The organism is Streptomyces sp. NPDC006335 (genome assembly GCF_040612795.1).
GTDB lineage: Bacteria > Actinomycetota > Actinomycetes > Streptomycetales > Streptomycetaceae > Streptomyces.
This window is the reverse complement of the sequence record NZ_JBEXQX010000002.1, coordinates 787,166-807,832: the sequence shown is the minus strand read 5'-3', so window position 1 is coordinate 807,832 and position 20,667 is coordinate 787,166. Positions and strand designations below refer to the sequence as shown.

The 20,667-nt window shown below is 72.4% G+C and carries 16 protein-coding genes; 3 read left to right on the top strand and 13 right to left on the bottom strand.

Going from position 1 to position 20,667, the window contains the following annotated elements:
* Positions 1-19 precede the first annotated feature (19 nt).
* The 4 genes from ABZ098_RS09590 to ABZ098_RS09575 form a co-directional block, all read right to left on the bottom strand.
* Positions 20-757, bottom strand: coding sequence for an AIM24 family protein (locus tag ABZ098_RS09590; RefSeq protein WP_356588905.1), 738 nt, complete (start codon positions 755-757; stop codon positions 20-22).
* 19 nt (positions 758-776) lie between these two features.
* Positions 777-1,454, bottom strand: coding sequence for an AIM24 family protein (locus ABZ098_RS09585; protein WP_356588903.1), 678 nt, complete (start codon positions 1,452-1,454; stop codon positions 777-779).
* A gap of 4 nt (positions 1,455-1,458) precedes the next feature.
* The gene (locus tag ABZ098_RS09580; protein ID WP_356588901.1) at positions 1,459-3,036 is read right to left on the bottom strand and encodes a TerD family protein; all 1,578 of its coding nucleotides are present in this window, start codon (positions 3,034-3,036) and stop codon (positions 1,459-1,461) included.
* A 115-nt stretch (positions 3,037-3,151) separates the two neighbouring features.
* A complete protein-coding gene (locus ABZ098_RS09575) occupies positions 3,152-3,748 on the bottom strand; it encodes a M48 family metallopeptidase (protein WP_356588899.1) in 597 nt (198 codons plus the stop codon).
* A 261-nt stretch (positions 3,749-4,009) separates the two neighbouring features.
* Between ABZ098_RS09575 and ABZ098_RS09570 the strand changes: the two genes are divergently transcribed.
* Together ABZ098_RS09570 and ABZ098_RS09565 are read left to right on the top strand one after the other, a co-directional pair.
* The gene (locus tag ABZ098_RS09570; protein ID WP_356589389.1) at positions 4,010-5,227 is read left to right on the top strand and encodes a TOMM precursor leader peptide-binding protein; all 1,218 of its coding nucleotides are present in this window, start codon (positions 4,010-4,012) and stop codon (positions 5,225-5,227) included.
* Positions 5,220-6,587 (top strand): AarF/ABC1/UbiB kinase family protein, encoded by a 1,368-nt coding sequence (locus ABZ098_RS09565; RefSeq protein ID WP_356588897.1) that lies wholly within the window; start codon positions 5,220-5,222, stop codon positions 6,585-6,587. Before ABZ098_RS09570 ends, ABZ098_RS09565 begins: the two co-directional genes overlap by 8 nt.
* 11 nt (positions 6,588-6,598) lie before the next feature.
* On the opposite strand, the gene ABZ098_RS09560 is transcribed toward ABZ098_RS09565, so the two are convergent.
* From ABZ098_RS09560 to ABZ098_RS09540, 5 genes are all read right to left on the bottom strand, one after another.
* The gene (locus tag ABZ098_RS09560) at positions 6,599-6,802 is read right to left on the bottom strand and encodes a hypothetical protein (RefSeq protein WP_356588895.1); all 204 of its coding nucleotides are present in this window, start codon (positions 6,800-6,802) and stop codon (positions 6,599-6,601) included.
* A 101-nt stretch (positions 6,803-6,903) separates the two neighbouring features.
* On the bottom strand, positions 6,904-7,230 hold the full coding sequence (locus ABZ098_RS09555; RefSeq protein ID WP_356588893.1) for a hypothetical protein: 327 nt from the start codon (positions 7,228-7,230) through the stop codon (positions 6,904-6,906).
* Positions 7,227-7,595 (bottom strand): WhiB family transcriptional regulator, encoded by a 369-nt coding sequence (locus ABZ098_RS09550; protein ID WP_020119791.1) that lies wholly within the window; start codon positions 7,593-7,595, stop codon positions 7,227-7,229. The genes ABZ098_RS09555 and ABZ098_RS09550 overlap by 4 nt, the downstream gene beginning before the upstream one ends.
* Before the next feature lie 175 nt (positions 7,596-7,770).
* Positions 7,771-8,094 (bottom strand): hypothetical protein, encoded by a 324-nt coding sequence (locus ABZ098_RS09545; protein WP_356588891.1) that lies wholly within the window; start codon positions 8,092-8,094, stop codon positions 7,771-7,773.
* A 169-nt stretch (positions 8,095-8,263) separates the two neighbouring features.
* A complete protein-coding gene (locus ABZ098_RS09540; RefSeq protein ID WP_356588889.1) occupies positions 8,264-10,462 on the bottom strand; it encodes an ATP-dependent DNA helicase UvrD2 in 2,199 nt (732 codons plus the stop codon).
* A 183-nt stretch (positions 10,463-10,645) separates the two neighbouring features.
* Here ABZ098_RS09540 and ABZ098_RS09535 point away from each other — a divergent pair, with 183 nt between their 5' ends.
* The gene (locus ABZ098_RS09535; RefSeq protein ID WP_356588887.1) at positions 10,646-10,888 is read left to right on the top strand and encodes a mycoredoxin; all 243 of its coding nucleotides are present in this window, start codon (positions 10,646-10,648) and stop codon (positions 10,886-10,888) included.
* A 60-nt stretch (positions 10,889-10,948) separates the two neighbouring features.
* Here ABZ098_RS09535 and nudC read toward each other — a convergent pair whose 3' ends face one another.
* The 4 genes from nudC to ABZ098_RS09515 all read right to left on the bottom strand — a co-directional run bounded on the left by nudC (position 10,949) and on the right by ABZ098_RS09515 (position 20,631).
* On the bottom strand, positions 10,949-11,893 hold the full coding sequence (gene nudC, locus ABZ098_RS09530; RefSeq protein ID WP_356588885.1) for an NAD(+) diphosphatase: 945 nt from the start codon (positions 11,891-11,893) through the stop codon (positions 10,949-10,951).
* Between the two features lie 152 nt (positions 11,894-12,045).
* Entirely contained in the window at positions 12,046-13,458 is a 1,413-nt protein-coding gene (locus ABZ098_RS09525) for a dipeptidase (RefSeq protein WP_356588883.1), read from the bottom strand.
* A gap of 10 nt (positions 13,459-13,468) precedes the next feature.
* Positions 13,469-17,005, bottom strand: a complete 3,537-nt coding sequence (locus ABZ098_RS09520) for an ATP-dependent DNA helicase (RefSeq protein ID WP_356588881.1) — start codon at positions 17,003-17,005, stop codon at positions 13,469-13,471.
* Positions 17,006-17,115: 110 nt separating this feature from the next.
* Positions 17,116-20,631, bottom strand: a complete 3,516-nt coding sequence (locus tag ABZ098_RS09515; protein ID WP_356588879.1) for an ATP-dependent DNA helicase — start codon at positions 20,629-20,631, stop codon at positions 17,116-17,118.
* Between the last annotated feature and the right edge of the window lie 36 nt (positions 20,632-20,667).

Genomic DNA, 20,667 nt, shown 5'->3' with positions numbered 1-20,667 from the left:
GGGCGCCCCTTACGCGTGTCTAGCTGTTGCTGCCCCCGAGGGAGTTGCCGCGCATGCCGAACTGGCCGAGCACACCGCCGTTGCGCATGCCCTGCGGCGGCAGCAGCTCGCTGGGCTGGACCAGGACGTGGCCGGTGCCGCCGAAGTGCATCTCCCAGCCCTCGCCGGTGGTGCCCCTGCGACGCCACACACCGGAGGTGGAGGTGGGCGCCTGGAGCTGGGTGCGCAGGGACGTGGACCAGGCGATGACGGCGTCGGAGTCGACGCAGACGTTCTTGTCCGGGCCCACCTCCAGCACCAGCGGCTCGCCCGAGGTCATCAGCACGACCTGCCCGGTACCGGACAGCTCCAGGTTGTAGGCGCCCGCGGAGGCCACCTCGACGGCACTGTCGACGGCGACGATGCCGACGCCGAGGGAGCCGTCGAAGGCCAGCACGTAGGAGCTGTCGACCGTGATACCGCGGCCGACCTCCATGATGTGCAGGTGCTGGGCGAGGTTCGCCAGGTAGACGGTGCCGTTGCCCTTGCAGCGCATGAGGTCGAGGCCCTCGCCGGTCATCCGCTCGACGTTGCGCCAGCTGCGGTTGCGGTACTGGCTGTCGAACTCGACCTGGCCCTCGAAGGCCACCATGGCGCCCTGCCGGGCGAGGATCGGGCTGCTGCCCTGGGTGACGTCGGTCTTCAGGAGCTGCGGGTTCTGGAGTGTGTAGCGCCCGGTCGACTCGACCGGGACGTGTGCGAAGAGTGTGCTGTGCATGATGTGCCTGGTGCTCCCCTCAGCCCCGGATCTTGAATCGGTCGCCGGTGTCCTCGCTCGGCTGGACGACCACGAAGCCCTGTCCCTTGAAGCCGATCTGGAAGGCCTCGCCGCTGCCGCGGCCGATGAGGGCGCTCGCCTTGATGGTGCGGCGGGCCTTCATCTCCAGGCCGGTCGTCCAGGCGACGAGCGCGTCCGGGTCGACGTACGTCTCGCGCTCGGCGCAGTCCAGGGCAATCGGGATGCCCCGGCTGACCAGGGCGACCCAGCCGGTGCCCTTGATGACGAGGTTGGTCAGGCCGGAGCCGGAGAGCTTGGCGAGCCCCTTGACCGGTTCGATGGCCAGTTCGAGGGAGGCGTCGCAGGCCAGCAGGGTGGCGCCGTTGACGGACAGGGCCTCGCCGCCCAGGTGCAGGACGAGGATGTCGCCGCCGTAGTCGGCCAGGTAGAGGTCGCCGTCGCCGCGGGCCAGCATCAGCTTGCCGCCCTCTCCGGTGACCATCTCCTCCGCCGAGCGGCGCAGGCTCGCGGGCGCCCCGTCGAACTGCACATAGCCGTCGTAGGCGATCATCGAGCCGGCCTTGGCGATCAGGTCCTGCCCGGTGACCATGGTGACCTTGAGCGTCTTGGAGCTGTGCACACTCATGCGGACGCCGGTCGCGGCGGCGCGGTGCGCACTCAGAGTCTGGGAGTCCATGGCCTCACACCTCGAAGGGCTGTACGACGACGAAGTTGCCGGGGGCGCCGCGGAACTGGAGGTTCACGGCCTCGGTGGTCTGCCGGGCGTACCCGGAGCGGCGCAGCCTGAGCGAGGTCGTGGTGACCGCCTGCGCACCGGCGGACCAGGCGATGACGGCGTTGCCGTCGACGTAGGTGGCCGCGCCGACGGGCAGGACGACGGGCACGCCGCGTGTCTTCACGACGACCGCTCCCGTGCCCGAGAAGAGCATGCTGAAGAAGCCCCCGCCGGGCAGCCCCGCGCCCTCGATGCGGCGGACCTCGGTGTCCAGGGACTCGTCGAAGGCGAGCACGCCCTGGGCGCTGGTGTAGAGCTGCTCGCCCTGGAGGCGGATCACGAAGACACGGCTGGCCTCGTCGGCGAGGAACACCTCGCCGTTGCCGGTGCAGCGCATCAGGGACATGCCCTGTCCGGTGAGCGCGCCGGTGAGCTTGCCGAGCAGTCCCGAGCCCTTGTGGGCGAAGTCGATGTCGCCCTGGTAGGCGACCATGCTGCCCTGCTTGGCGAGGATGGGCGCGTCCTTGGTGAGGGTGGCCCGCACCAGGTTGGCGTTCTGCTCCGTCCAGCGGTCGCCGACGGGCGCTTCCGCGTACTTCGTCAGGACGACCCGGACGTTGGCCTCGGGCGGCACGGGGGCGAGCTGGGTGCCGCCGCCGAAGGGCTGGGCCTGGCCGGGGAAGGCACCGGGCGCGCCGGGGGGCGCGAACTGGCCGGCGACGGCGCCCGGAGGGGTGAACTGGCCCGCGGGTGCGCCGGGGGGCGCGTACTGGCCCGCCGGAGGCGCGCCGGGCGGTGTGGCCGTCTGCCCCGGAGGGGTGAACATCTGCGGACTCGTCGGCGCGGTGGGCGCGAACGGGGCGTGGGCGGGGGCGGGCGCGGGGGCCGGCGGGGCACCGAACGAAGGCGCCGGTGCGGGCGCGGGCGGCGCGGCGGCCTGCGGGGGCGGCGCGAAGGCCGGCGCCTGGGACTGGGCCGGGACGGCGGGCTGCTGGGGCGCGGCCTCGGGCTCCTCCTCGGCGACCTCGCCGCCGAAGTTCTTCAGCAGCGCGTCCAGACCGCCGTCGAAGCCCTGGCCGACCGCGGCGAACCGCCAGACGTCCTTCAGGTACAGGTCGCCCAGCATCACGGCACGCTCGGTGGAGAACTCGCTGCCGTCGAACGAGTACCGGGCCACTTCCTCGCCACCGGCGACGATGCGGAGGTAGCCGGGGGCGATCTGCGACATCTGGCCGGCACCGTCGATCGTCGCCGTGAACGACAGCTTCTGGATCTGCGACGGAATCCGGTCGAGCGTGACCCGGAACGACTCCGTGTCGCCCGACTGCGCCCCCAGGAGCTGGATGGAGTCCTCGGGGGACTTCGGCTGGTTGAAGAAGATGAAGTAGCGGTCGTCCGAGAGCCGTTCGTCGGCGTCGAGGCCGAAGCAGCTGATGTCGAAGGTCAGTCCGGGGCCGGAGATCTGTACGCCCACGTACAGGTCCGTGCCCGCGGTCAGGTCACTGATCTTGGCCTTGTGGCCGCGTTGGAATTCCCTGGCCATGCGTAACGACCGTCCCCCATCCCGAATGCGAGTGCGTCGCGACAGGCTAACGGCAAACTCCGACACCGACGCAGGTCGGTACAGATCCGGTACAAAAACCCGTTCGGGTCCCCGGTCACTCTCCGCGGACGCCCGGGAGGTGCGGCAACCGGTCCGCGGCGACCACGCCCTCGAGGTATCCCTTGGCCCGCTCGGTGCGCGGATAGGCCTCCAGCAACCGCCAGAAACGGGGCCCGTGTCCCGGCACGAGCAGATGCGCGAGCTCATGGAGCAGGACGTAGTCGACGACGTACTCCGGCATGCCCTGGAGCCGGTGCGAGAGCCGGATGCTGCCCTCGGACGGGGTGCACGAACCCCAGCGGGTGTTCTGGTTGGTGACCCAGCGGACCGAGGCGGGCCGCGCCCGGCCGTCGAAGTACTGGGCCGACAGCCGCTGCGCGCGCTCGGCCAGTTCGGTGTCGCCGAGGACCCGTTTGCTCTCCTGGGCGGCCAGCTTGTCGAGCATGACGCTCACCCAGCGCTGCTCCTCCGCCTCGGACATCCGGGCAGGGATGAGCACGACGGTGCGATCGCCCTCGCGGTACGCGGAGACCGTCCGGCGTCGGCGGCTGCTCCTGCGCACCTCGATCGCGCTCGCCCCCGAGCCGCTCGGCGGCTGGCTCGTCGTGCTGCGCTGTGGCGTTCCGGCGCTGTGCAGTGGGTCGGCGGGCACGCCCCGACGTTACCCTCTGCACACGGGGGAAGTCCCGACTCCGGGACGGTTCGGTTTCGATCGCCCGCCATGCGTCGGATTTGTACGACGAATGACCCCCACCTGTGGACAACTTTCGGCACCTGCCCCACGGCCCGGGGCATGCTGGCATCGCCGCCGCGACCGCGACCGACCGTCGCCCGGGGTGGGGCGGCGGACGGGGACGTTCTACGAGGGCTACGGGGGCCTGTCATGCAAGCAGTGGTTCCGCTCGAGCACACCATGGTTCCGCGGATGAAGCCCGCGCTCCGGCGCGGCTGGCGCGATCTCAACACCGTGCAGTTCGGGATGACCCCGGCGCACGCGCTGACGCTGGGACCGGTCGACACGGCGACGGGCAGCTTCCTCGACCTGCTCAACGGCACGCGCGGTCTCGCGCTGCTGCGGGAGGAGGGACGCCGTATGGATCTGCCCGACGGCCATGTCGACACGCTGGTGACTCGGCTGGCACGGGCCGGGCTGGTCGACGACGCGAGGGGCGGCGGGCCGGCCGCGGACGCGTTGCGACAGAAGAAGGACGTCCTCGACCGGCTGGCGCCCGACCTGGCGTCCCTCTCTGTGACCACCTCGGAGCCGGGTGACGCCATCCGGCTCCTGGCCGCCCGCCGCTCACTGCGCGTACAGGTCAGGGGCGCCGGCCGGGTGGGCGTGGCGCTGGCCGCACTGCTCTCGGGGGCCGGCGTCGGAGAGGTCGACGTGCGGGACGGCGGCCGGGTCGAGCCGGGGGACGTCGCCCCCGGTGGGCTCCCCGCCGCCTCCGTCGGCGACCGCAGGGACACCGCCGCACGCCGGGCCGTGTCCGCGGCGGCTGCGGGACGCCTGCCCCGCCACGGCTCCCGGGCCTCGGTGGCGGCGGACGACCCCGGGTTCTCCCTGGTCGTCCTCGCCCCGCGCGACGACGTCGACGTCCACGCGCCCGCCCCGGCCGTCGGCGAGCCCCTCGTCCGGTCCGGCACACCTCATCTGTACGCCGGTGTGGTCGAGGCGACAGGAGTGGTCGGCCCCCTCGTCCTGCCGGGCGAGACGGGCTGCGCGGGCTGTCTGCACGAGACGCGGACCGAGCGCGACCAGGCCTGGCCCCGGCTGGTGGCCCAGTGGCGTTCGGGCAGCAGACGACTTACGGCGCGTCCCTGTGACCTGACCCTGGCCACGACGGTCGCCGGCCTCGCGGCCGCGCACGCGCTCGCCTTCCTGGACGGCCGGGTCCCGTCGAGCGCGGGTGCCCGCTGGGAAGTCTCGCTGCCCGGTCTGACCTGGCACGCGCGGCCGGTCGGGCCGCATCCCGCGTGTCCGTGCGGGGCCGCGGAGAAAGGTAAGGGAGAACACACCTCCAAGGAGGAGGCTGCGCACGAGACAATGACGGAGCAACGGTCGTCGGAGGAGCTGTGCCGTAAGGCAACCGCGCCACGGCCGCCTGGGACCTGGAGGGCGCATGTCTGATCTTCCCCGGAAGGCGGTCACCCGGACCGCCAAGCTCGCCGCGCTCCCGCTCGGCTTCGCCGGGCGGGCCACCTGGGGACTCGGCAAGCGGATCGTGGGCGAGTCCGCGGAGATCGTCGGCCGCGAGCTGCAACAGCGCACCGCGGACCAGTTGTTCAAGGTGCTCGGGGAGCTCAAGGGCGGGGCCATGAAGTTCGGCCAGGCCCTGTCGGTCTTCGAGTCGGCGCTCCCCGAGGAGGTGGCGGGCCCCTACCGCGCGGCCCTGACCAAGCTCCAGGAGGCGGCGCCTCCGATGCCGACCCGCACCGTGCACACGGTGCTCGCGGAGCGGCTGGGCGAGGACTGGCAGGAGCTGTTCGCCGAGTTCGACGACAAGCCCTCCGCGGCGGCGTCGATCGGCCAGGTGCACCGGGCCGTGTGGCATGACGGGCGCGAGGTGGCGGTCAAGGTCCAGTACCCGGGGGCCGGTGAGGCCCTGCTCTCCGACCTGAACCAACTGGGCCGCTTCGCCCGCCTGCTGGGGCCCCTGGTGCCCGGCATCGACATCAAGCCCCTCATCAACGAGTTGCGCGACCGGGTCTCGGAGGAGCTCGACTACGGCCTGGAGGCGCAGGCCCAGCAGGCCCACGCCGAGGAGTTCGCGGACGATCCGGACGTCGTGGTGCCGGCCGTGGTCCACCAGAGCGACCAGGTCCTGATCACGGAGTGGATCGAGGGGGTCCCGCTGTCGGAGGTGATCTCCGACGGCACCCAGGAGCAGCGCGACCGCGCCGGGCAGCTCCTGGCCCGGTTCCTCTTCTCCGGCCCCGCCCGCACCGGCCTGCTGCACGCCGACCCGCACCCGGGCAACTTCCGGCTCCTGCCCGGCGGTCCGGACGGCGAGGAGGACTGGCGCCTGGGCGTCCTGGACTTCGGCACGGTCGACCGGCTCCAGGGCGGCCTGCCGGAGACCATCGGCACCTGCCTGCGCATGACGCTGGACGGTGAGGCGGAGGCGGTCTACGAACTGCTCTGCGCGGAGGGCTTCGTCAAGGAGTCCATAGAGCTGGACCCGGACGCGGTCCTCGACTACCTCCTGCCGATCATCGAACCGGCCGAGGTCGAGGCGTTCACCTTCTCCCGCGGCTGGATGCGCAGCCAGGCCGCCCGCATCGCCGACCCCCGCTCCCCCGCCCACCAACTGGGCAAACAGCTCAACCTGCCCCCGGCGTACCTCCTGATCCACCGGGTCACCCTGAGCACCATCGGCGTTCTGTGCCAACTGGGCGCGACGGTCCGGCTGCGCGAGGAACTGGAGGAGTGGCTCCCGGGGTTCCTGCCGGAGGAAGCGGACGAGCCGGGAACGGCCGCGGAGGCCTGAGCCGGATCGGCCTACCACCAGGCCGAGTCGAGCCGCCCCTCGATGGCCCTGAGGTTCTCCCGGGCGCACGTGTCGCAGAAGTACTGGCGGACGCCGTTCTCCACGGAGCAGGTCCAGGTGGGCCGTGAGCCCTCGGCCCGCGTGCCGCAGCGGGCGCACACGAGGGGCCGCGGCTCCCCCTCGCCGTTGCCGTCGTCTCCGGGAAGACTCGTCATTCGCAGACGATAACGCCGGGTCCGACCGTTCGGCGCGTACAACGCACCGCGGGGGTCGGTCCGTTCGCACGGACCGACCCCCGCGGGGAACTACAGGGTCGTCACTGCATGACGGCCATGGCGAGCGCACGGCGAGCACGCAGGGAGGCGCGCTCGGCCCGGCGCTGCATCCGGCGGGCGGTCACCAGGCGGATCGCCCGGCGTTCCTGCTCGGCCTCATGCAGCCGGTCGCGCATATGCGCGCGAGCCAGGGCTTCTGGGATGAGTTGCATCTCTCGGGTCCTGTTCTGACGCGAGTCGTTCGCGTCGGTGGTGGTGAAGTCTGGGATCGCGGAGCCGGCGGGCTCGCTGGTGGACGGCTTCATCGGGGCCTGCTTCGTGGGGTCGTTCGTGAGGGGGCGGTCGATCGTTCCTGCGATGGTGTTCATGCCGTGACCGGGTTCTTGCGCGGGCGACCACGCGGCCGCTTCCGGGCGACGACGACACCCTGGACGAACAGCTCTCCACCCCAGACGCCCCAGGGCTCACGCCGCTCCTTGGCGCCGGCGAGGCAGGCCTCCATCAGCGGGCAGGTGCGGCAGAGGGACTTGGCGTACTCGACGTCGGCCGGCGACTCGGCGAAGAAGACCTCCGGGTCGTAGGAACGGCAGGGGACGGGTACGCCGAGGTTCTCGATGGCGTCGTCGAGCGCGGTGAGCGCGGTGAGCGGGATCAAGGTGGAGTCCTCCGTGAGGCCGGGCGGGGGGATCGTTTCGGAAGGCGGTACGGACGGGGCGTGCGCTTCGAGTTGCACGGTTCGTCTTCCTCGTCTGTTCGGTCCGGCCCTGTGGGACCGGTGGTCGCTTGGTACCGGGTTCTTTTCTTGTCCCGAGGCCCCTTCGCTCCGCTCTCCCCGTTCGGGGAAAACAGAAGGGCCGCGGATCCCGGATGGGGTTCCGCGGCCCTGAAGGCGCCGGCCTGATCGAAGATCAGGCTGGATCACTCCAGGGTTCTGGCCCACGGAAGGCCCACATCAGGTGGTGCTGCGTCGTCTGCTTCCGGAATCCGGCACCGGCCGCCGCAAAGGCATAGGCATGCGCCTGTGCCACTACTGCTTCCAGTGCCTTGGTCGGTCGCTCATTGCGCTCACGGACGGGAAGGACCGCGAGAGACATGGAGGACGCCGGACGCGCGGCAGGAATGCCGGACAGACCGGTGCCCAGGTTCGAAACGCCGAGCATGCACGTGGAGACGACCGAGCGATCGGTCATTTTGGCGGTGTTGATGGCCTTGGTGCTGTTGATGCTGATCACTGCAATCGCCTCCTCTCGGCGTCTCTGGGGACGGCGGCGCGAGCCGCTGTCCGACGGATATGCAAGTAGAACACGGAATCGGGGCCTCCGAGAAGGCCTCCGTCCCCGTGGCTAAGAACCTATGGGGATTGCTGGGGCATGCGCAAACTATTTTTTCGACGAGTTGGAATCAGTCGTCGTCTTCTTCTTCCGTGACCTCCTGGCCTGCGCAGATGGTCAGCACATCCGATCCGTAGCGGTTGAGCTTGCGCACGCCTACGCCCGGGATCCGCGCCAGCTCGTGCTCGTCGTCGGGCACGGCCTCGGCGATCGCCATGAGTGTCTTGTCCGTGAAGACGCAGAAGGCCGGCTGCCCACTGCGCTGCGCCTGTACGGCACGCCAGTCGCGCAACCGCTCGTAGAGCCCCTCGTCCATGTCGGAGGGGCAGTCCTCGCACCGCATGAGCTTCAGCTCGCCCGCGTCGGTGAGCGTGCGCCCGCACACCCGGCAGCGCGCCGGGGTGCGCTGGGTGCGTCTGGGGACGGCTCCGACGGCGCTGGTGGAGCCGCGCTCGACGCCTCCGGGACCGCCGCCGCCCGCGGTGCGCCCCGCGGTGACCGTGGAGCCGGGGCGCAGCCCGTCGAGGAAGCGGCTGGGGCGGCGGTTGGGCCGACCGCCCGGCGAGCGGGAGAGCGACCAGGAGACGTGGAGGCGCTCACGGGCGCGGGTCACGCCAACATAGAGGAGCCTGCGCTCCTCCTCGATCTGCTCGTCGGTCTTCGCGTAGCTGATCGGCATCATGCCCTCGGCGACCCCGACCAGGAATACCGCGTCCCACTCCAGGCCCTTGGCCGAGTGCAGGGAGGCGAGGGTGACGCCCTCGACCGTAGGGGCGTGCTGGGCGCCGGCCCGCTCGTCGAGTTCTGCCACGAGGTCGTTCAGGCTGACGCCGGGGCGGGCGGCTGCGAAGTCCTGCGCGAGGTTCACCAGGGCGGCCAGTGACTCCCAGCGCTCCCGGACGGCCCCGGAGCCGGCCGGCGGCTCGGTGGTCCAGCCCTCGCCCGACAGCACGGCACGCACCTGGGAGGGCAGGTCGACGGCGTCGTCCAGCCGCGAGTCGTTGCCGCCGAAGCGGGCCGCGGCCCGGAGGTTGACGATGGCCCTGCGCACCTCGGGCCGGTCGAAGAACCGCTCGGCGCCGCGCAACTGGTAGGGCACTCCGGCGTCGGCGAGGGCCTGTTCGTAGGTCTCGGACTGGGAGTTGGTGCGGAACAGGATGGCGATCTCGCTGGCCCGGACGCCCGCGTCCATGAGCTCCCTGATGCGGCGGGCGGCACCCTCGGCCTCGGCGGGCTCGTCGGTGTACTCGGTGTAGACGGGCTCGGGTCCGGGCCCGCGTTGGGAGATCAGTTCCAGCCGGTGGTCGGCGGCGCGGCCGCGGGCCTGGGCGAGCAGGCCGTTGGCGAGATGGACGACCTGGGGGGTGGAGCGGTAGTCGCGGACCAGCTTGACGACGGTGGCGCCGGGGTGGCGGGTGCGGAAGTCGAGCAGATGGTCGGGGGTTGCGCCGGTGAACGAGTAGATCGTCTGGCTGGCGTCGCCGACGACGCAGAGGCTGTCGCGCTGCCCGAGCCACAGTTCCAGCAGGCGCTGCTGGAGCGGACTGACGTCCTGGTACTCGTCGACGACGAAGTGCTGGTACTGGGAACGGACCTGGTCGGCGATGTCGTGCCGGTCCTGGAGGATGGCGACGGTCAGCAGCAGGACGTCCTCGAAGTCGATGACCGCGCGGTCGCGCTTGAGGTCTTCGTAGGCGGCGTAGAGCTGGGCGATCTCGGCCGCGGCGCGGGGGGTCTCCCGGCCGGCCTTCGCGGCTGCGAGGGCGTAGTCGGACGGCACGGTCTGGGTGACCTTGGACCACTCGATCTCGCCGGTGACGTCCCGCAGCTCGCCCCGGTCGAGGCGGATGCGGCAGGCGGCGGCCGCGTCGGCGACGAGCTGGACCTTGCGGTCGACGAGCCGGGGCATGGAGCCACCGACTGCTTTCGGCCAGAAGTACTGAAGCTGTCGCAGGGCCGCCGAGTGGAACGTGCGCGCCTGGACGCCCGCGGCGCCGAGCTGGCGCAGCCGTCCGCGCATCTCCCCGGCGGCGCGGTTGGTGAAGGTGACGGCGAGCACGCTGGAGGGCTGGAGGATCCCCGCCCGCACCCCGTAGGCGATGCGGTGGGTGATCGCCCGGGTCTTGCCGGTGCCGGCGCCCGCCAGCACGCACACCGGCCCGTGCAGGGCGGTGGCCACCTCGCGCTGCTCGGGGTCGAGCCCTTCGAGCACCGCGTCGGCCGAGTCCGGTGTGCGCGGGAAGAGCGTGGAGTGCGTTGCTGCTGTCACACGGCCATGCTGCCAGGTCGGCGGAGACGGGTGAGCCGGTTGTCCACAGGCAGGTAGCCGCAGTCGTACTAATGCGGCAGGCGTCACCCGGCCGGTAGCCCGGTTCGGGAATGGGGACCCGGTCGCATACGTTCCCCCACCGGACGACCTCTTCCCCCGAGCCACCGAAGGAGCCGGCGAGACATGCAGGGCACTGTGACGATGTACAGCACCACATGGTGCGGCTACTGCCAGCGGCTGAAGAAGCAGCTGGACCGCGAGGGCATCGCGTACACCGAGATCAACATCGAGCAGGACCCGGCGTCCGCGGCGTTCGTGGAGAAGGCGAACGGCGGGAACCAGACCGTTCCGACGGTGCTGTTCCCCGACGGTTCGACGCTGACGAACCCGTCGCTGGCGCAGGTGAAGCAGAAGATCGGCGCGTAAGCACGGCGGGCGTGAAGGCGGTTCCTGAGTGGCTCAGGAACCGCCTTTTTGTGATGTGCCTCAGACGAAGCTCCTGGTCGGCAACGGCTTGCCGTACCAGAGCTCGATCAGACGGGCCGCGATCGAGATGCCGTACGGCGGCAGGACCTCGCCGGACTCGAAGGCGGCCTGGAGCTCGTCGCGGGAGAACCAGCGGGCCTCGTGGATCTCGTCGCCGTCGACGTCGATGTCGGTGGAGGTGGCGCGGGCCATGAAGCCGAGCATGAGGCTGGAGGGGAACGGCCAGGGCTGGCTGGCGACGTACTCGACCGGGCCGACGGTGATGCCGGCCTCCTCGAAGACCTCGCGCCGCACCGACTGCTCGATGGACTCGCCCGGTTCGACGAACCCGGCCAGTGTCGAGAAGCGGCCCTCGGGCCAGTGCACCTGGCGGCCGAGCAGGATGCGGTCCTGGTCGTCCGTGACGGCCATGATCACGGCCGGGTCGGTGCGCGGGTAGTGCTCGGCGCCGCAGGCGGGGCAGCGGCGGATGTGGCCGGCCGCGGCGATGACGGTGCGCTCGCCGCAGCGGGAGCAGAAGCGGTGGGTGCGCTGCCAGTTCTCCAGGCCCACCGCGTGCACCATCAGGCCCGCCTCGCGCGCGGACAGCAGCAGACCGGCCTCGCGCAGACCGGCGGGGCGCGCGGACTGGTCGATGCGGCCGGGCAGCGCGTCCTTCTGGAGGGCGAAGTAGCGCACGCCGTCCTCGTCGATGCCGAGGAAATAGCGGTGCGCCTCGGTGAGCGGGGCCTCGAAGGACGGGGTCATGACGAGTTCGGTACGGCCGTCCGCCGTCTCGTCTATGAGGACCTGGCCGCCGGAGACCACGAAGCAGCGGGTGGTGGGGTGGCTCCACGCCGCCGCGAGCCAGGCCTCGTCGAGCCGGTGGTGCGCGGCGCGGTCGATGCCGCTGGGTGCGGTGAGCGAGACGGGACGGTCGGCGGTGTGGTCGGTCCAGGTGGTCACGAGTGCTTCCAACTCCCCCGGTGCAGCGGATTGTTTCGGCGAGTGGTTCGGCGGGACGTACGGCGCGGGCGACCGGGTCCGGGGCTTCGCGGTGCGGGGCGGCTCTCTCAGTGTGCCCCGCGCGCGCGGCCGGTCCGGGCGGCGCGGGACGGTCAGGGCGCGTGGCTCCAGTGCTCGGCGAGATCACCCCACAGGTACGCGGCGGTCTCGACGCCCTTGAGCAGCAGATCGAGCTCGACCTTCTCGTTCGGCGCGTGCCAGCCGTCGGAGGGGACGGAGATGCCGAGGAAGAGCACGGGAGCGCCGAGGACTTCCTGGAGGTCTGCGGCGGGGCCGGAGCCGCCTTCGCGGGTGAAGCGGACGGGCTTGCCGAATGCGCGGCCCATGGCCCGTACCACGGACTTGAGGGCCGGGTGCTCCAAGGGGGTCAGGCACGGGCGCGTGGCGGCGGCGAACGTGATCTCCTGCCGGATCCCGGCGGGCACCTGTTCGGCGGCCCAGGCACGGACGGCCTTCTCGATGTGGCCGGGGTCCTGGCCCGCGACCAGCCGGAAGGAGAGCTTGACCATGGCGGAGGACGGGACGATCGTCTTGCTGCCGGGGCCCTGGTAGCCGCCGCCGAGGCCGTTGACCTCGGCGGTAGGGCGGGCCCAGACCCGCTCCAGGGTGGTGTGGCCGGCCTCTCCGTGGGTGGCGTGCGACTTGGCGGTGCGCAGCCACCGCTCCTCGTCGAAGGGCAGCTCGGCGAAGAGCTCCCGCTCACGGTCGGTGAGTTCCACGATGCCGTCGTAGAAGCCGGGGATCGCCACGCGCGCGTGCTCGTCGTGCAGGGCGGCGACTAGGCGGGCGACGGCGGTGGCCGGGTTGGGGACGGCGCCGCCGAAGGAGCCGGAGTGGATGTCCTGGTCGGGACCGTGCAGGACGATCTCGCACTCGGCGAGGCCGCGCATGCCCGTGCAGACCGTGGGGGTGTTCTCGTCCCACATGCCGGTGTCGGAGACGATCACGGCGTCGGCGGCGAGACGGTCGGCACGCTCCTCCACCAGGGCGCGGAAGTGCGGGGAGCCGGACTCCTCCTCGCCCTCGACGATCAGCTTCAGGTGCACCGCGGGGGCGGTGCGGCCGGTGGCGGCGAGGTGGGCGCGGACCCCGAGGGTGTGGAAGAAGACCTGGCCCTTGTCGTCGGCCGCCCCACGCGCGTGGAGGCGGTTGTCGCGGACGACCGGCTCGAAGGGGTCGGTGTCCCAGCCGTCCTCGCGGGCGGCGGGCTGGACGTCGTGGTGGCCGTAGACGAGGACCGTGGGCGCCGCGGGGTCCTCGGCGGGCCACTCGGCGTAGACGGCGGGCGCGCCCGGGGTCTCCCAGACCTCGGCCGTGGGGAAGCCGGTCTCCTTGAGCTTGGCGGCGAGCCAGTGGGCGCTGCGGCGTACATCGGATGCGTGGTCGGGCTGGGCCGAGACGGACGGGATGCGCAGCCAGGCGGCGAGGTCGTCGAGGAAGGCGGCGCGGTGCTGCTCGATGTACGCACGGACGGCGCTGACGTCACTGTCAACGGGTTGGCTCATGGTCATGAGCCTATCGGCCCGCACCGACATCCTCGTTGGGCGGTTCCTCACAGTCCGCTCGCACGGAACCGTCCGACCGGGCTCCCGGTTCCTGGCTGAGAAGCCGCTCCAGGGCGGCCCTGTCGGGCAGGTTCCTGGGACGTACGACGTCTCCGGTGCGGACGTACAGGAACGCCGCCGTGACCGATTCCACAGGCACGCCCTGCCGCTCGGCCCAGGCCAGCCGGTACACGGCGAGCTGCAGGGGGTCCGCGGTGCGGGTGCGGCTGGTCTTCCAGTCGACGATCTCGTACGTCGTGGTGTCCCCGTCGCCGTGCCGGTACACGGCGTCGATACGGCCCCGGATCACGCGGCCCGCGATGGCGAGCTGGAAGGGCGTCTCCAGGCGGTAGGGGGTGCGGTGGGCGTACTCGGTGCGCTCGAAGGCGTCCTTGAGGTCTTCCAGGTCGCGTTCGTCGGCGATCTCGGCGTCGCTGCCGGGCAGGTCGTCCGGTTCCAGCATGGGCAGGGTCAGGGCTTCGAAGCGGGCCTCGACCCAGGCGTGGAAGCGGGTGCCCTGACGTGCGGCGGGTTGCGGAGGGCGCGGCATGGGGCGCGCGAGTTCCTGCGCGAGCCCGTCGGGGTCGGCGGCCAGGCGGAGCACCTGGGTCGCGGTGAGCGAGGCGGGCAGGGGTACGTCGGTGACGGCTGCCCGCGTGCGCAGGAGTTCGCCGGTGAGGGCGTCGAGGTCGCGGTCCCAGGAGGCGATGGCGCGGGCTTCCTCGGGGGTGAGGGGCTCCCCGGGGGTGAGGGGTTCCGGTTCCGCGGGGTGGGGGCGTGCCGGTGCGGGGGGCGTCTCCGGGGCCGTGGCCTGGTGCGGGACGGCCGGGCGGTCCGTGCTGTAGGCGTCCCAGTCCTCGGTGCCGTCCCCCCCGACGATCTCGTCCTCGAAGGGCGGCTCTTCGGCGTACGGCGGCTCGTCGTCGTCCGGCGGCGGGGGCCAGTCCGGGTCGTCGTAGGTGTCCGGGTCGTGTACGGCCGCGGGGTGGGTGTCCGTGCGGGTGGCGAGGTCCTCCAGGTGGTCCAGGACCGTCTGGGCGGCGGCCCGGCGTCGGGCGAGGGCCCGGTCGTCCAGGGGGAGGGGCCAGACCTGGTCCTCGGTCCGGCTGTGCAGGGCGGGGTTCTCCTCGTCCTCGGCGGGCTCGTCGGCCCAGGCCTCGATCTCGCCCTGCCCTGCCGTGCAGTGGTCGTGCAGGGCCTGGAGGAAGTCGGACGGTCCCCGCGGCTTCTTCTGTGTGGGACCCCACCAGTGGCCGGAGCCGAGCAGGAGGGAGCGGGGCCGGGTGAAGGTGACGTAGCCGAGGCGGAGTTCCTCGGTGTGCTGGTGGTCCTTCATGGCCTCGTGGAAGGCCTTCATGCCGCGCGCGTCCCAGGAGGTGATGTCGGGGAGGGTGTCGGTGTCGCCGCGCAGCGCGTGCGGCAGCACCTTGCCCTGGGCGGTCCACTTCTCGCGTCCCTGGGTGCTCGGGAACGTACCGGTGACCAGGCCGGGGACGGCGACGACGTCCCACTCCAGGCCCTTCGACTTGTGCGCGGTAAGCACCTTGACGGTGTTCTCACCACCGGGCAGGGCGTTGTCGAGGCCCTTCTCGTACTGGGCGGCGGTGCGCAGGAAGCCGAGGAAGGCGAGGAGGCTCGCCTCGTTGTCCCCGGCCGCGAAGGAGGCGGCGACGTCGAGGAAGTTGGACAGGGTCTCGCGGCGGCGGGCGGCCAACGCGTGCGGGGACGCGGACAGTTCGACCTCCAGGCCGGTGACGGCGAGGACCCGGTGCAGGACGTCCATCAAGGGGTCGGCGAGCGAGCGGCGCAGGTCGCGCAGTTCGGCGGCCAGTCGCGCGAACCGCACGCGCGCGTCCGGCGAGAAGGGCAGCTCGTCGTCGTCCTCGTCGTCGCTGTAGAGGGGCGTCTCCAGGAAGGTCTCCAGGGCGTCGGCGAGCGATATCACCTCGGCCGGGTCGACCCCCTCGACGGCCTCGGCGAGCCGGCGGTCGGGGTCGTCGTCGCCGTCCACGCGCGTGTGGGACACCAGACGCCGGGCGCGCCTGCCCAGGAGGGCGAGGTCGCGGGGGCCGATGCGCCAGCGCGGGCCGGTCAGCAGGCGGACCAGGGCGGCGTTGGCGCCGGGGTCCTGGAGGACCTCGCAGACGGAGACCAGGTCGGCGACCTCGGGCAGGTGCAGCAGGCCCGAGAGGCCGACCACCTCCACCGGGACGTCCCGCTCGACGAGAGCGCCCTGGATCTCGGCGAAGTCGGTCGCCGTGCGGCACAGGACGGCGATCTCGCCGGGCTCCTTGCCGGTCCGTACGAGGTGGGCGATGGAGTCCGCGAGCCAGTCGATCTCCTCGGCGTGGGTGTGCAGGAGGGCGCAGCGCACCATGCCGTCGCGTTCGGCGCCGGGGGCCGGGCGGAGGGCCTCCACGCCCGCGTGCATGGCGCGCAGGGGCTCGGCGAGGCCATTGGCGAGGTCGAGGAGGCGGCCGCCGCTGCGGCGGTTCTCGCTGAGGGACTGGCGGGTCGCGGGGCGGCCGTCGGGGTGGGCGAAGTGCTCGGGGAAGTCGTCGAGGTTGGCGACGGAGGCCCCTCGCCAGCCGTAGATGGCCTGGCAGGGGTCGCCGACGGCGGTGACGGGGTGGCCGGTGCCGGCGCCGAACAGACCGGCCAGCAGGACGCGTTGGGCGACCGAGGTGTCCTGGTACTCGTCGAGCAGCACCACCCTGAACTCGTCACGCAGGATGCCGCCCACCTCCGGGATGCCCGCGAGGCGTGCGGACAGGGCGATCTGGTCGCCGAAGTCGAGCAGGTCGCGTTCGCGTTTGGCGGCGCGGTAGCGGACGACCAGGTCGGCGAGTTCACGGCGGGCTGCGGCCGCCTCGGGGACCTTGCGCAGGGCGTCGTTGGTGAGCTTGGCGCCCTGGAGGGTCAGCAGCAGTTCGGCGTCGTGGGCCCGCACCTGCTCGGGGCGGACCAGGTGCTCGGCGAGTTCGGCGTCGAGGGTGAGGAGGTCGCTGACGAGGTCGGCGAAGGAGCGGGTCAGGGCCGGGTAGGGGCCGGGTGCCTCGCGCAGCACGCGCGCGGCGAGCTGGTAGCGGGTGGCGTCGGCGAGGAGGCGGGAGGTCGGTTCGAGGCCGATGCGCAGGCCGTGGTCGGTCAGCAGGCGGCCCGCGAAGGCGTGGTAGGTGGAGATCACGGGTTCGCCCGGCGGGTTGTCCGGGTCGATGACGTCGGGGTCGGTGACGCCCGCCCTGATGAGTGCCTTGCGGACGCGCTCGGCGAGTTCACCGGCGGCCTTGTTGGTGAAGGTGAGGCCGAGGACCTGCTCGGGAGCGACCTGCCCGGTGCCGACCAGCCACACCACGCGGGCCGCCATCACGGTCGTCTTGCCCGAACCGGCACCGGCCACGATCACCTGCGGGGCGGGCGGCGCCGTGATGCAGGCCGTCTGCTCCGGGGTGAACGGGATACCGAGGAGCTCCTTGAGCTGATCGGGATCGGTGATACGGGCGGGCATGTCGCAGAGGCTAGCGGCGCGCACTGACAGCGGAGGACGAACCGCCCTCCGGGCCGGAAGATGCGCAGGTCAGCACGTGTGGTGCGACTGATCACACCGGCATGCTCACCTCACTCCACGACGTGCCGTCCCTCCGGCTGGACACTGCACGAGGCCCGGAACGCGCAGTGGGAGCAGTGCTGTCCCGCGCTCGGCGTGAACCGTTCGTCGAGGACCTTGCCGGCCGCCGTGGCGAGCAGGTCGCCGACCCACTCCCCCTCCAGCGGTTCCTGGGCCTGGACCTTCGGCAGCGTCTCGCCGCCGTCCCTCTTGGGGGCGCCCTGACGCAGTTGGACGAGTTCGGCGCCGCCCGGCTCGGGCCGTACTCCGTCGAAGGCCTCGTCGACGGCGCCCTCGCGGACGGCGAGCTGGTAGACGGCGAGCTGGGGGTGGCGTTCCACGTCGGCGGAGCTCACCGGCTGCTTGCCGGTCTTGAAGTCGACGACGTAGGCGCGGCCCTCGCCGTCGGCCTCGACACGGTCCATCTGGCCACGGATGCGCACCTCGACCTCGCCCGCCTCCAGGGTGACGTCGAAGTCGTGCTCGCTGGCCACCGGTGTGCGGCCGGTGCGGTCCATGACGTGCCACTTCAGGAAGCGTTCGAGCGCCACGCGCGCGTTCTCCTTCTCCTGCGCCGACTTCCAGGGCGCGTCGAAGGCGAGCGCGTTCCACACGGAGTCGAGGCGCTCCATGAGGACGTCGAGGTCGGCGGGGGTGTGCCCGGAGGCGACCTCGTCGGCGAGGACGTGGACGACGTTGCCGAAGCCCTGGGCGACCGTCGCGGGCGCGTCGGCCTTCACCTCGCGGCCCAGGAACCATTGCAGGGCGCAGGTGTTGGCGAGTTGGTCGAGGGCGCTGCCGGAGAGCACGACGGGCTGGTCGCGGTTGCGCAGCGGCACCTTGGACTCGGTCGGCTCGAACATGCCCCACCAGCGGTAGGGGTGGGCCGAGGGGACGAGCGGGCGGCCGTCCTCGTCGGCGAGGGCGGCGAGCCGGGCCAGCCGACGGGCGGCGGCCTCCCTCAGGGTGTCGGAGACATGCGGGTCGACGACGGTGGCGCGGAGTTCGGCGACCAGGGCCGCGACCGACAGGGGGCGGCGTGGGCGGCCGGTCACGTCCTTGGGTTCGACGCCGAGTTCGGTCAGGAAGCGGGAGGGTTGGTCGCCGTCGTCGGCCGGTGCCTTCACCGCGGTGACGACGAGTCGCTCACGCGCACGCGTGGCGGCCACGTAGAACAGGCGGCGCTCCTCGGCGAGCAGGGCGCCCGGGGTGAGCGGTTCGGCGAGTCCGTCGCGGCCGATGCGGTCCGCCTCCAGGAGGGAGCCACGGCGACGCAGATCGGGCCACAGGCCCTCCTGGACGCCCGCGACGACGACCAGCCGCCACTCCAGGCCCTTGGAGCGGTGCGCGGTCATCAGACGGACGGCGTCGGGGCGTACGGCACGCCGGGTGAGGGTGTCGGCGGCGATGTCCTCGGCGTCGATCTCCTCCAGGAAGTTCAGGGCGCCGCGGCCTCCGGTGCGCTCCTCCGCGCGGGCGGCGGTGGCGAACAGCGCGCACACGGCGTCGAGATCACGGTCCGCGTTGCGTCCCGCGGCGCCGCCGCGCCGGGCGGCCCGCTCCAGTCGCCCGGGCCACGGTGTGCCCTCCCACAGGTCCCACAGCGCCTCCTCGGCGCTGCCGCCGTTCGCGAGGCGCCGGCGGGCCTTGGCGAGCAGCGCGCCGAGCCGCTGGGCTCCGCGCGCGTACGCGGGGTCGTGCACGGCCAGTCGTTCGGGCTCGGCGAGGGCCCGCGCGAGCAGCACGTCGGAGGGCGGCGGCAGGGCGTTGCCCGCCGCCCGCTCCTCGTCCCGCAGGGCCCGCCCGAGGCGGCGCAGGTCGGCGGCGTCCATACCGGCGAGGGGGGAGGCGAGGAGGGTGAGGGCGGTCTCGGTGTCGAGCCAGGAGGTCTCCGCGGAGGGTGCCTGGGAGGCTTCCACCGACTGCGCCTGCGTGTCCGACGGCGGCGCGCCGGGAGTGGCCACGGGATCCGACGGCGACTCCTCGGGAGCGGCCTCGTCCGCAGAGGCGGCCTCGTCGTCCGACAGCCGATCCTCGGAGGCAGCGCCCTCCTCAGGCCGTGCCGCTTCAAACCCCGTCCCCTCAGCCCGTGCCCCTTCTGGCCCTTCTTCAGGCCGTACGCCACTCCCCGCGGCCTCCGCCGTCGCCACCGCCCGAAGGGCCGTCAGCAGGGGTGCCACCGCCGGTTCGTGGCGCAGGGGCAGGTCGTCGCCATCGATGTCCAGGGGTACGCCGGCCGCGGTGAGCGCGCGGCGCACCGTCGGGATCGTGCGCGAGCCCGCGCGCACCAGGACGGCCATCTCACCCCACGGGACGCCGTCCTCCAGGTGGGCCCTGCGCAGGATGTCCGCGATGTTGTCGAGCTCCGTGCCGGGGGTCGGGTAGGTGAAGACCTCGACGCGCCCGCCCTCGCGGACCGGGGCGAGCTCGCGGTGGGCGCGGACCTTCTCCGCCGGCAGCCGGGTCAGGGGCATGCGCTGGGTGACCAGGCGGGTCGCGGCCAGCAGGTCGGCGCCGGAGCGGCGTGAGGTGCGCAGAACCTCGACGGGCGCCGTCCGGCCGTCCGCGCGCGGGAAGGCGTACGGGAAGTCGAGAATCCCGTTCACGTCCGCACCCCGGAACGCGTAGATCGACTGGTCGGGGTCCCCGAAGGCGACGAGGGTGCGGCCACCGCCGGCGAGGGCGTGCAACAGCCGTACCTGGGCCGGGTCGGTGTCCTGGTACTCGTCGACGAACACGGCGTCGTACTGGGCGGCGAGCCGCTCGGCGACCTCGGGGCGGCGGGCGAGGAGCACCGCGCGGTGGACGAGTTCGGCGTAGTCGAGGACGCCCTGGAGGTCGAGGACGTCGAGGTACTCGGCGAGGAAGGCGGCCGCTGCCCGCCAGTCGGGGCGGCCGATGCGGTGGGCGAAGGCGTCCAGGGCGCCGGGGCCGAGGCCCAGTTCACGGCTGCGGGCGAGGACCGCGCGGACCTCGTCGGCGAAGCCGCGGGTGGTCAGGCAGGCCCGCAGTTCGTCCGGCCAGCGCACGTGCGCGAGGCCGAGCCGCTCCAGGTCGGGCTGGCCGGCGAGCAGTTCGCGCACGGTGACGTCCTGCTCGGGTCCCGACAGCAGCCGCAGGGGCTCCACGAACAGGTCGCTGTCCTGGTGGGCGCGGACCAGGGCGTAGCAGAACGAGTGGAAGGTCGTCGCCTGCGGGGCGCGCGCCGCTCCTATGCGCAGCGCCATGCGGTCGCGCAGTTCGACGGCCGCCTTGCGGCTGAACGTCAGCACGAGCACGCGCGCGGGGTCCCCTCCACGGGCGATTCGTGACGCCACCGACTCGACGAGGGTGGTGGTCTTTCCGGTGCCCGGACCTGCGAGAACGAGCAAAGGACCGCTTCCGTGCTCAACCACGGCGCGCTGTGCTGCGTCCAGTCGAGGGGGATTCACGCGGGCCGGTGGGGTACGGACCAGTCGGTAAGCGCCACGGGTCCCCTGTCGCACCTGGGAGTGCGACAGACGCCTGGTGGAGGAAGAGGAGCTCACGTGGTTCGCCGGTCCTGGTGGGTGTGCTGTTGGGCG

What these genes read in the sequence shown, in the direction of transcription:
- ABZ098_RS09585 (WP_356588903.1), bottom strand. Translation starts at nt 1,454, where the DNA reads ATGGACTCCCAGACTCTGAGTGCGCACCGCGCCGCCGCGACCGGCGTC.
- ABZ098_RS09570 (WP_356589389.1), top strand. Translation starts at nt 4,010, where the DNA reads ATGGTTCCGCGGATGAAGCCCGCGCTCCGGCGCGGCTGGCGCGATCTC.
- ABZ098_RS09565 (WP_356588897.1), top strand. Translation starts at nt 5,220, where the DNA reads ATGTCTGATCTTCCCCGGAAGGCGGTCACCCGGACCGCCAAGCTCGCC.
- ABZ098_RS09525 (WP_356588883.1), bottom strand. Translation starts at nt 13,458, where the DNA reads ATGAGCCAACCCGTTGACAGTGACGTCAGCGCCGTCCGTGCGTACATC.
- ABZ098_RS09580 (WP_356588901.1), bottom strand. Translation starts at nt 3,036, where the DNA reads ATGGCCAGGGAATTCCAACGCGGCCACAAGGCCAAGATCAGTGACCTG.
- ABZ098_RS09520 (WP_356588881.1), bottom strand. Translation starts at nt 17,005, where the DNA reads ATGCCCGCCCGTATCACCGATCCCGATCAGCTCAAGGAGCTCCTCGGT.
- ABZ098_RS09535 (WP_356588887.1), top strand. Translation starts at nt 10,646, where the DNA reads ATGCAGGGCACTGTGACGATGTACAGCACCACATGGTGCGGCTACTGC.
- ABZ098_RS09590 (WP_356588905.1), bottom strand. Translation starts at nt 757, where the DNA reads ATGCACAGCACACTCTTCGCACACGTCCCGGTCGAGTCGACCGGGCGC.
- ABZ098_RS09560 (WP_356588895.1), bottom strand. Translation starts at nt 6,802, where the DNA reads ATGACGAGTCTTCCCGGAGACGACGGCAACGGCGAGGGGGAGCCGCGG.
- ABZ098_RS09555 (WP_356588893.1), bottom strand. Translation starts at nt 7,230, where the DNA reads ATGAACACCATCGCAGGAACGATCGACCGCCCCCTCACGAACGACCCC.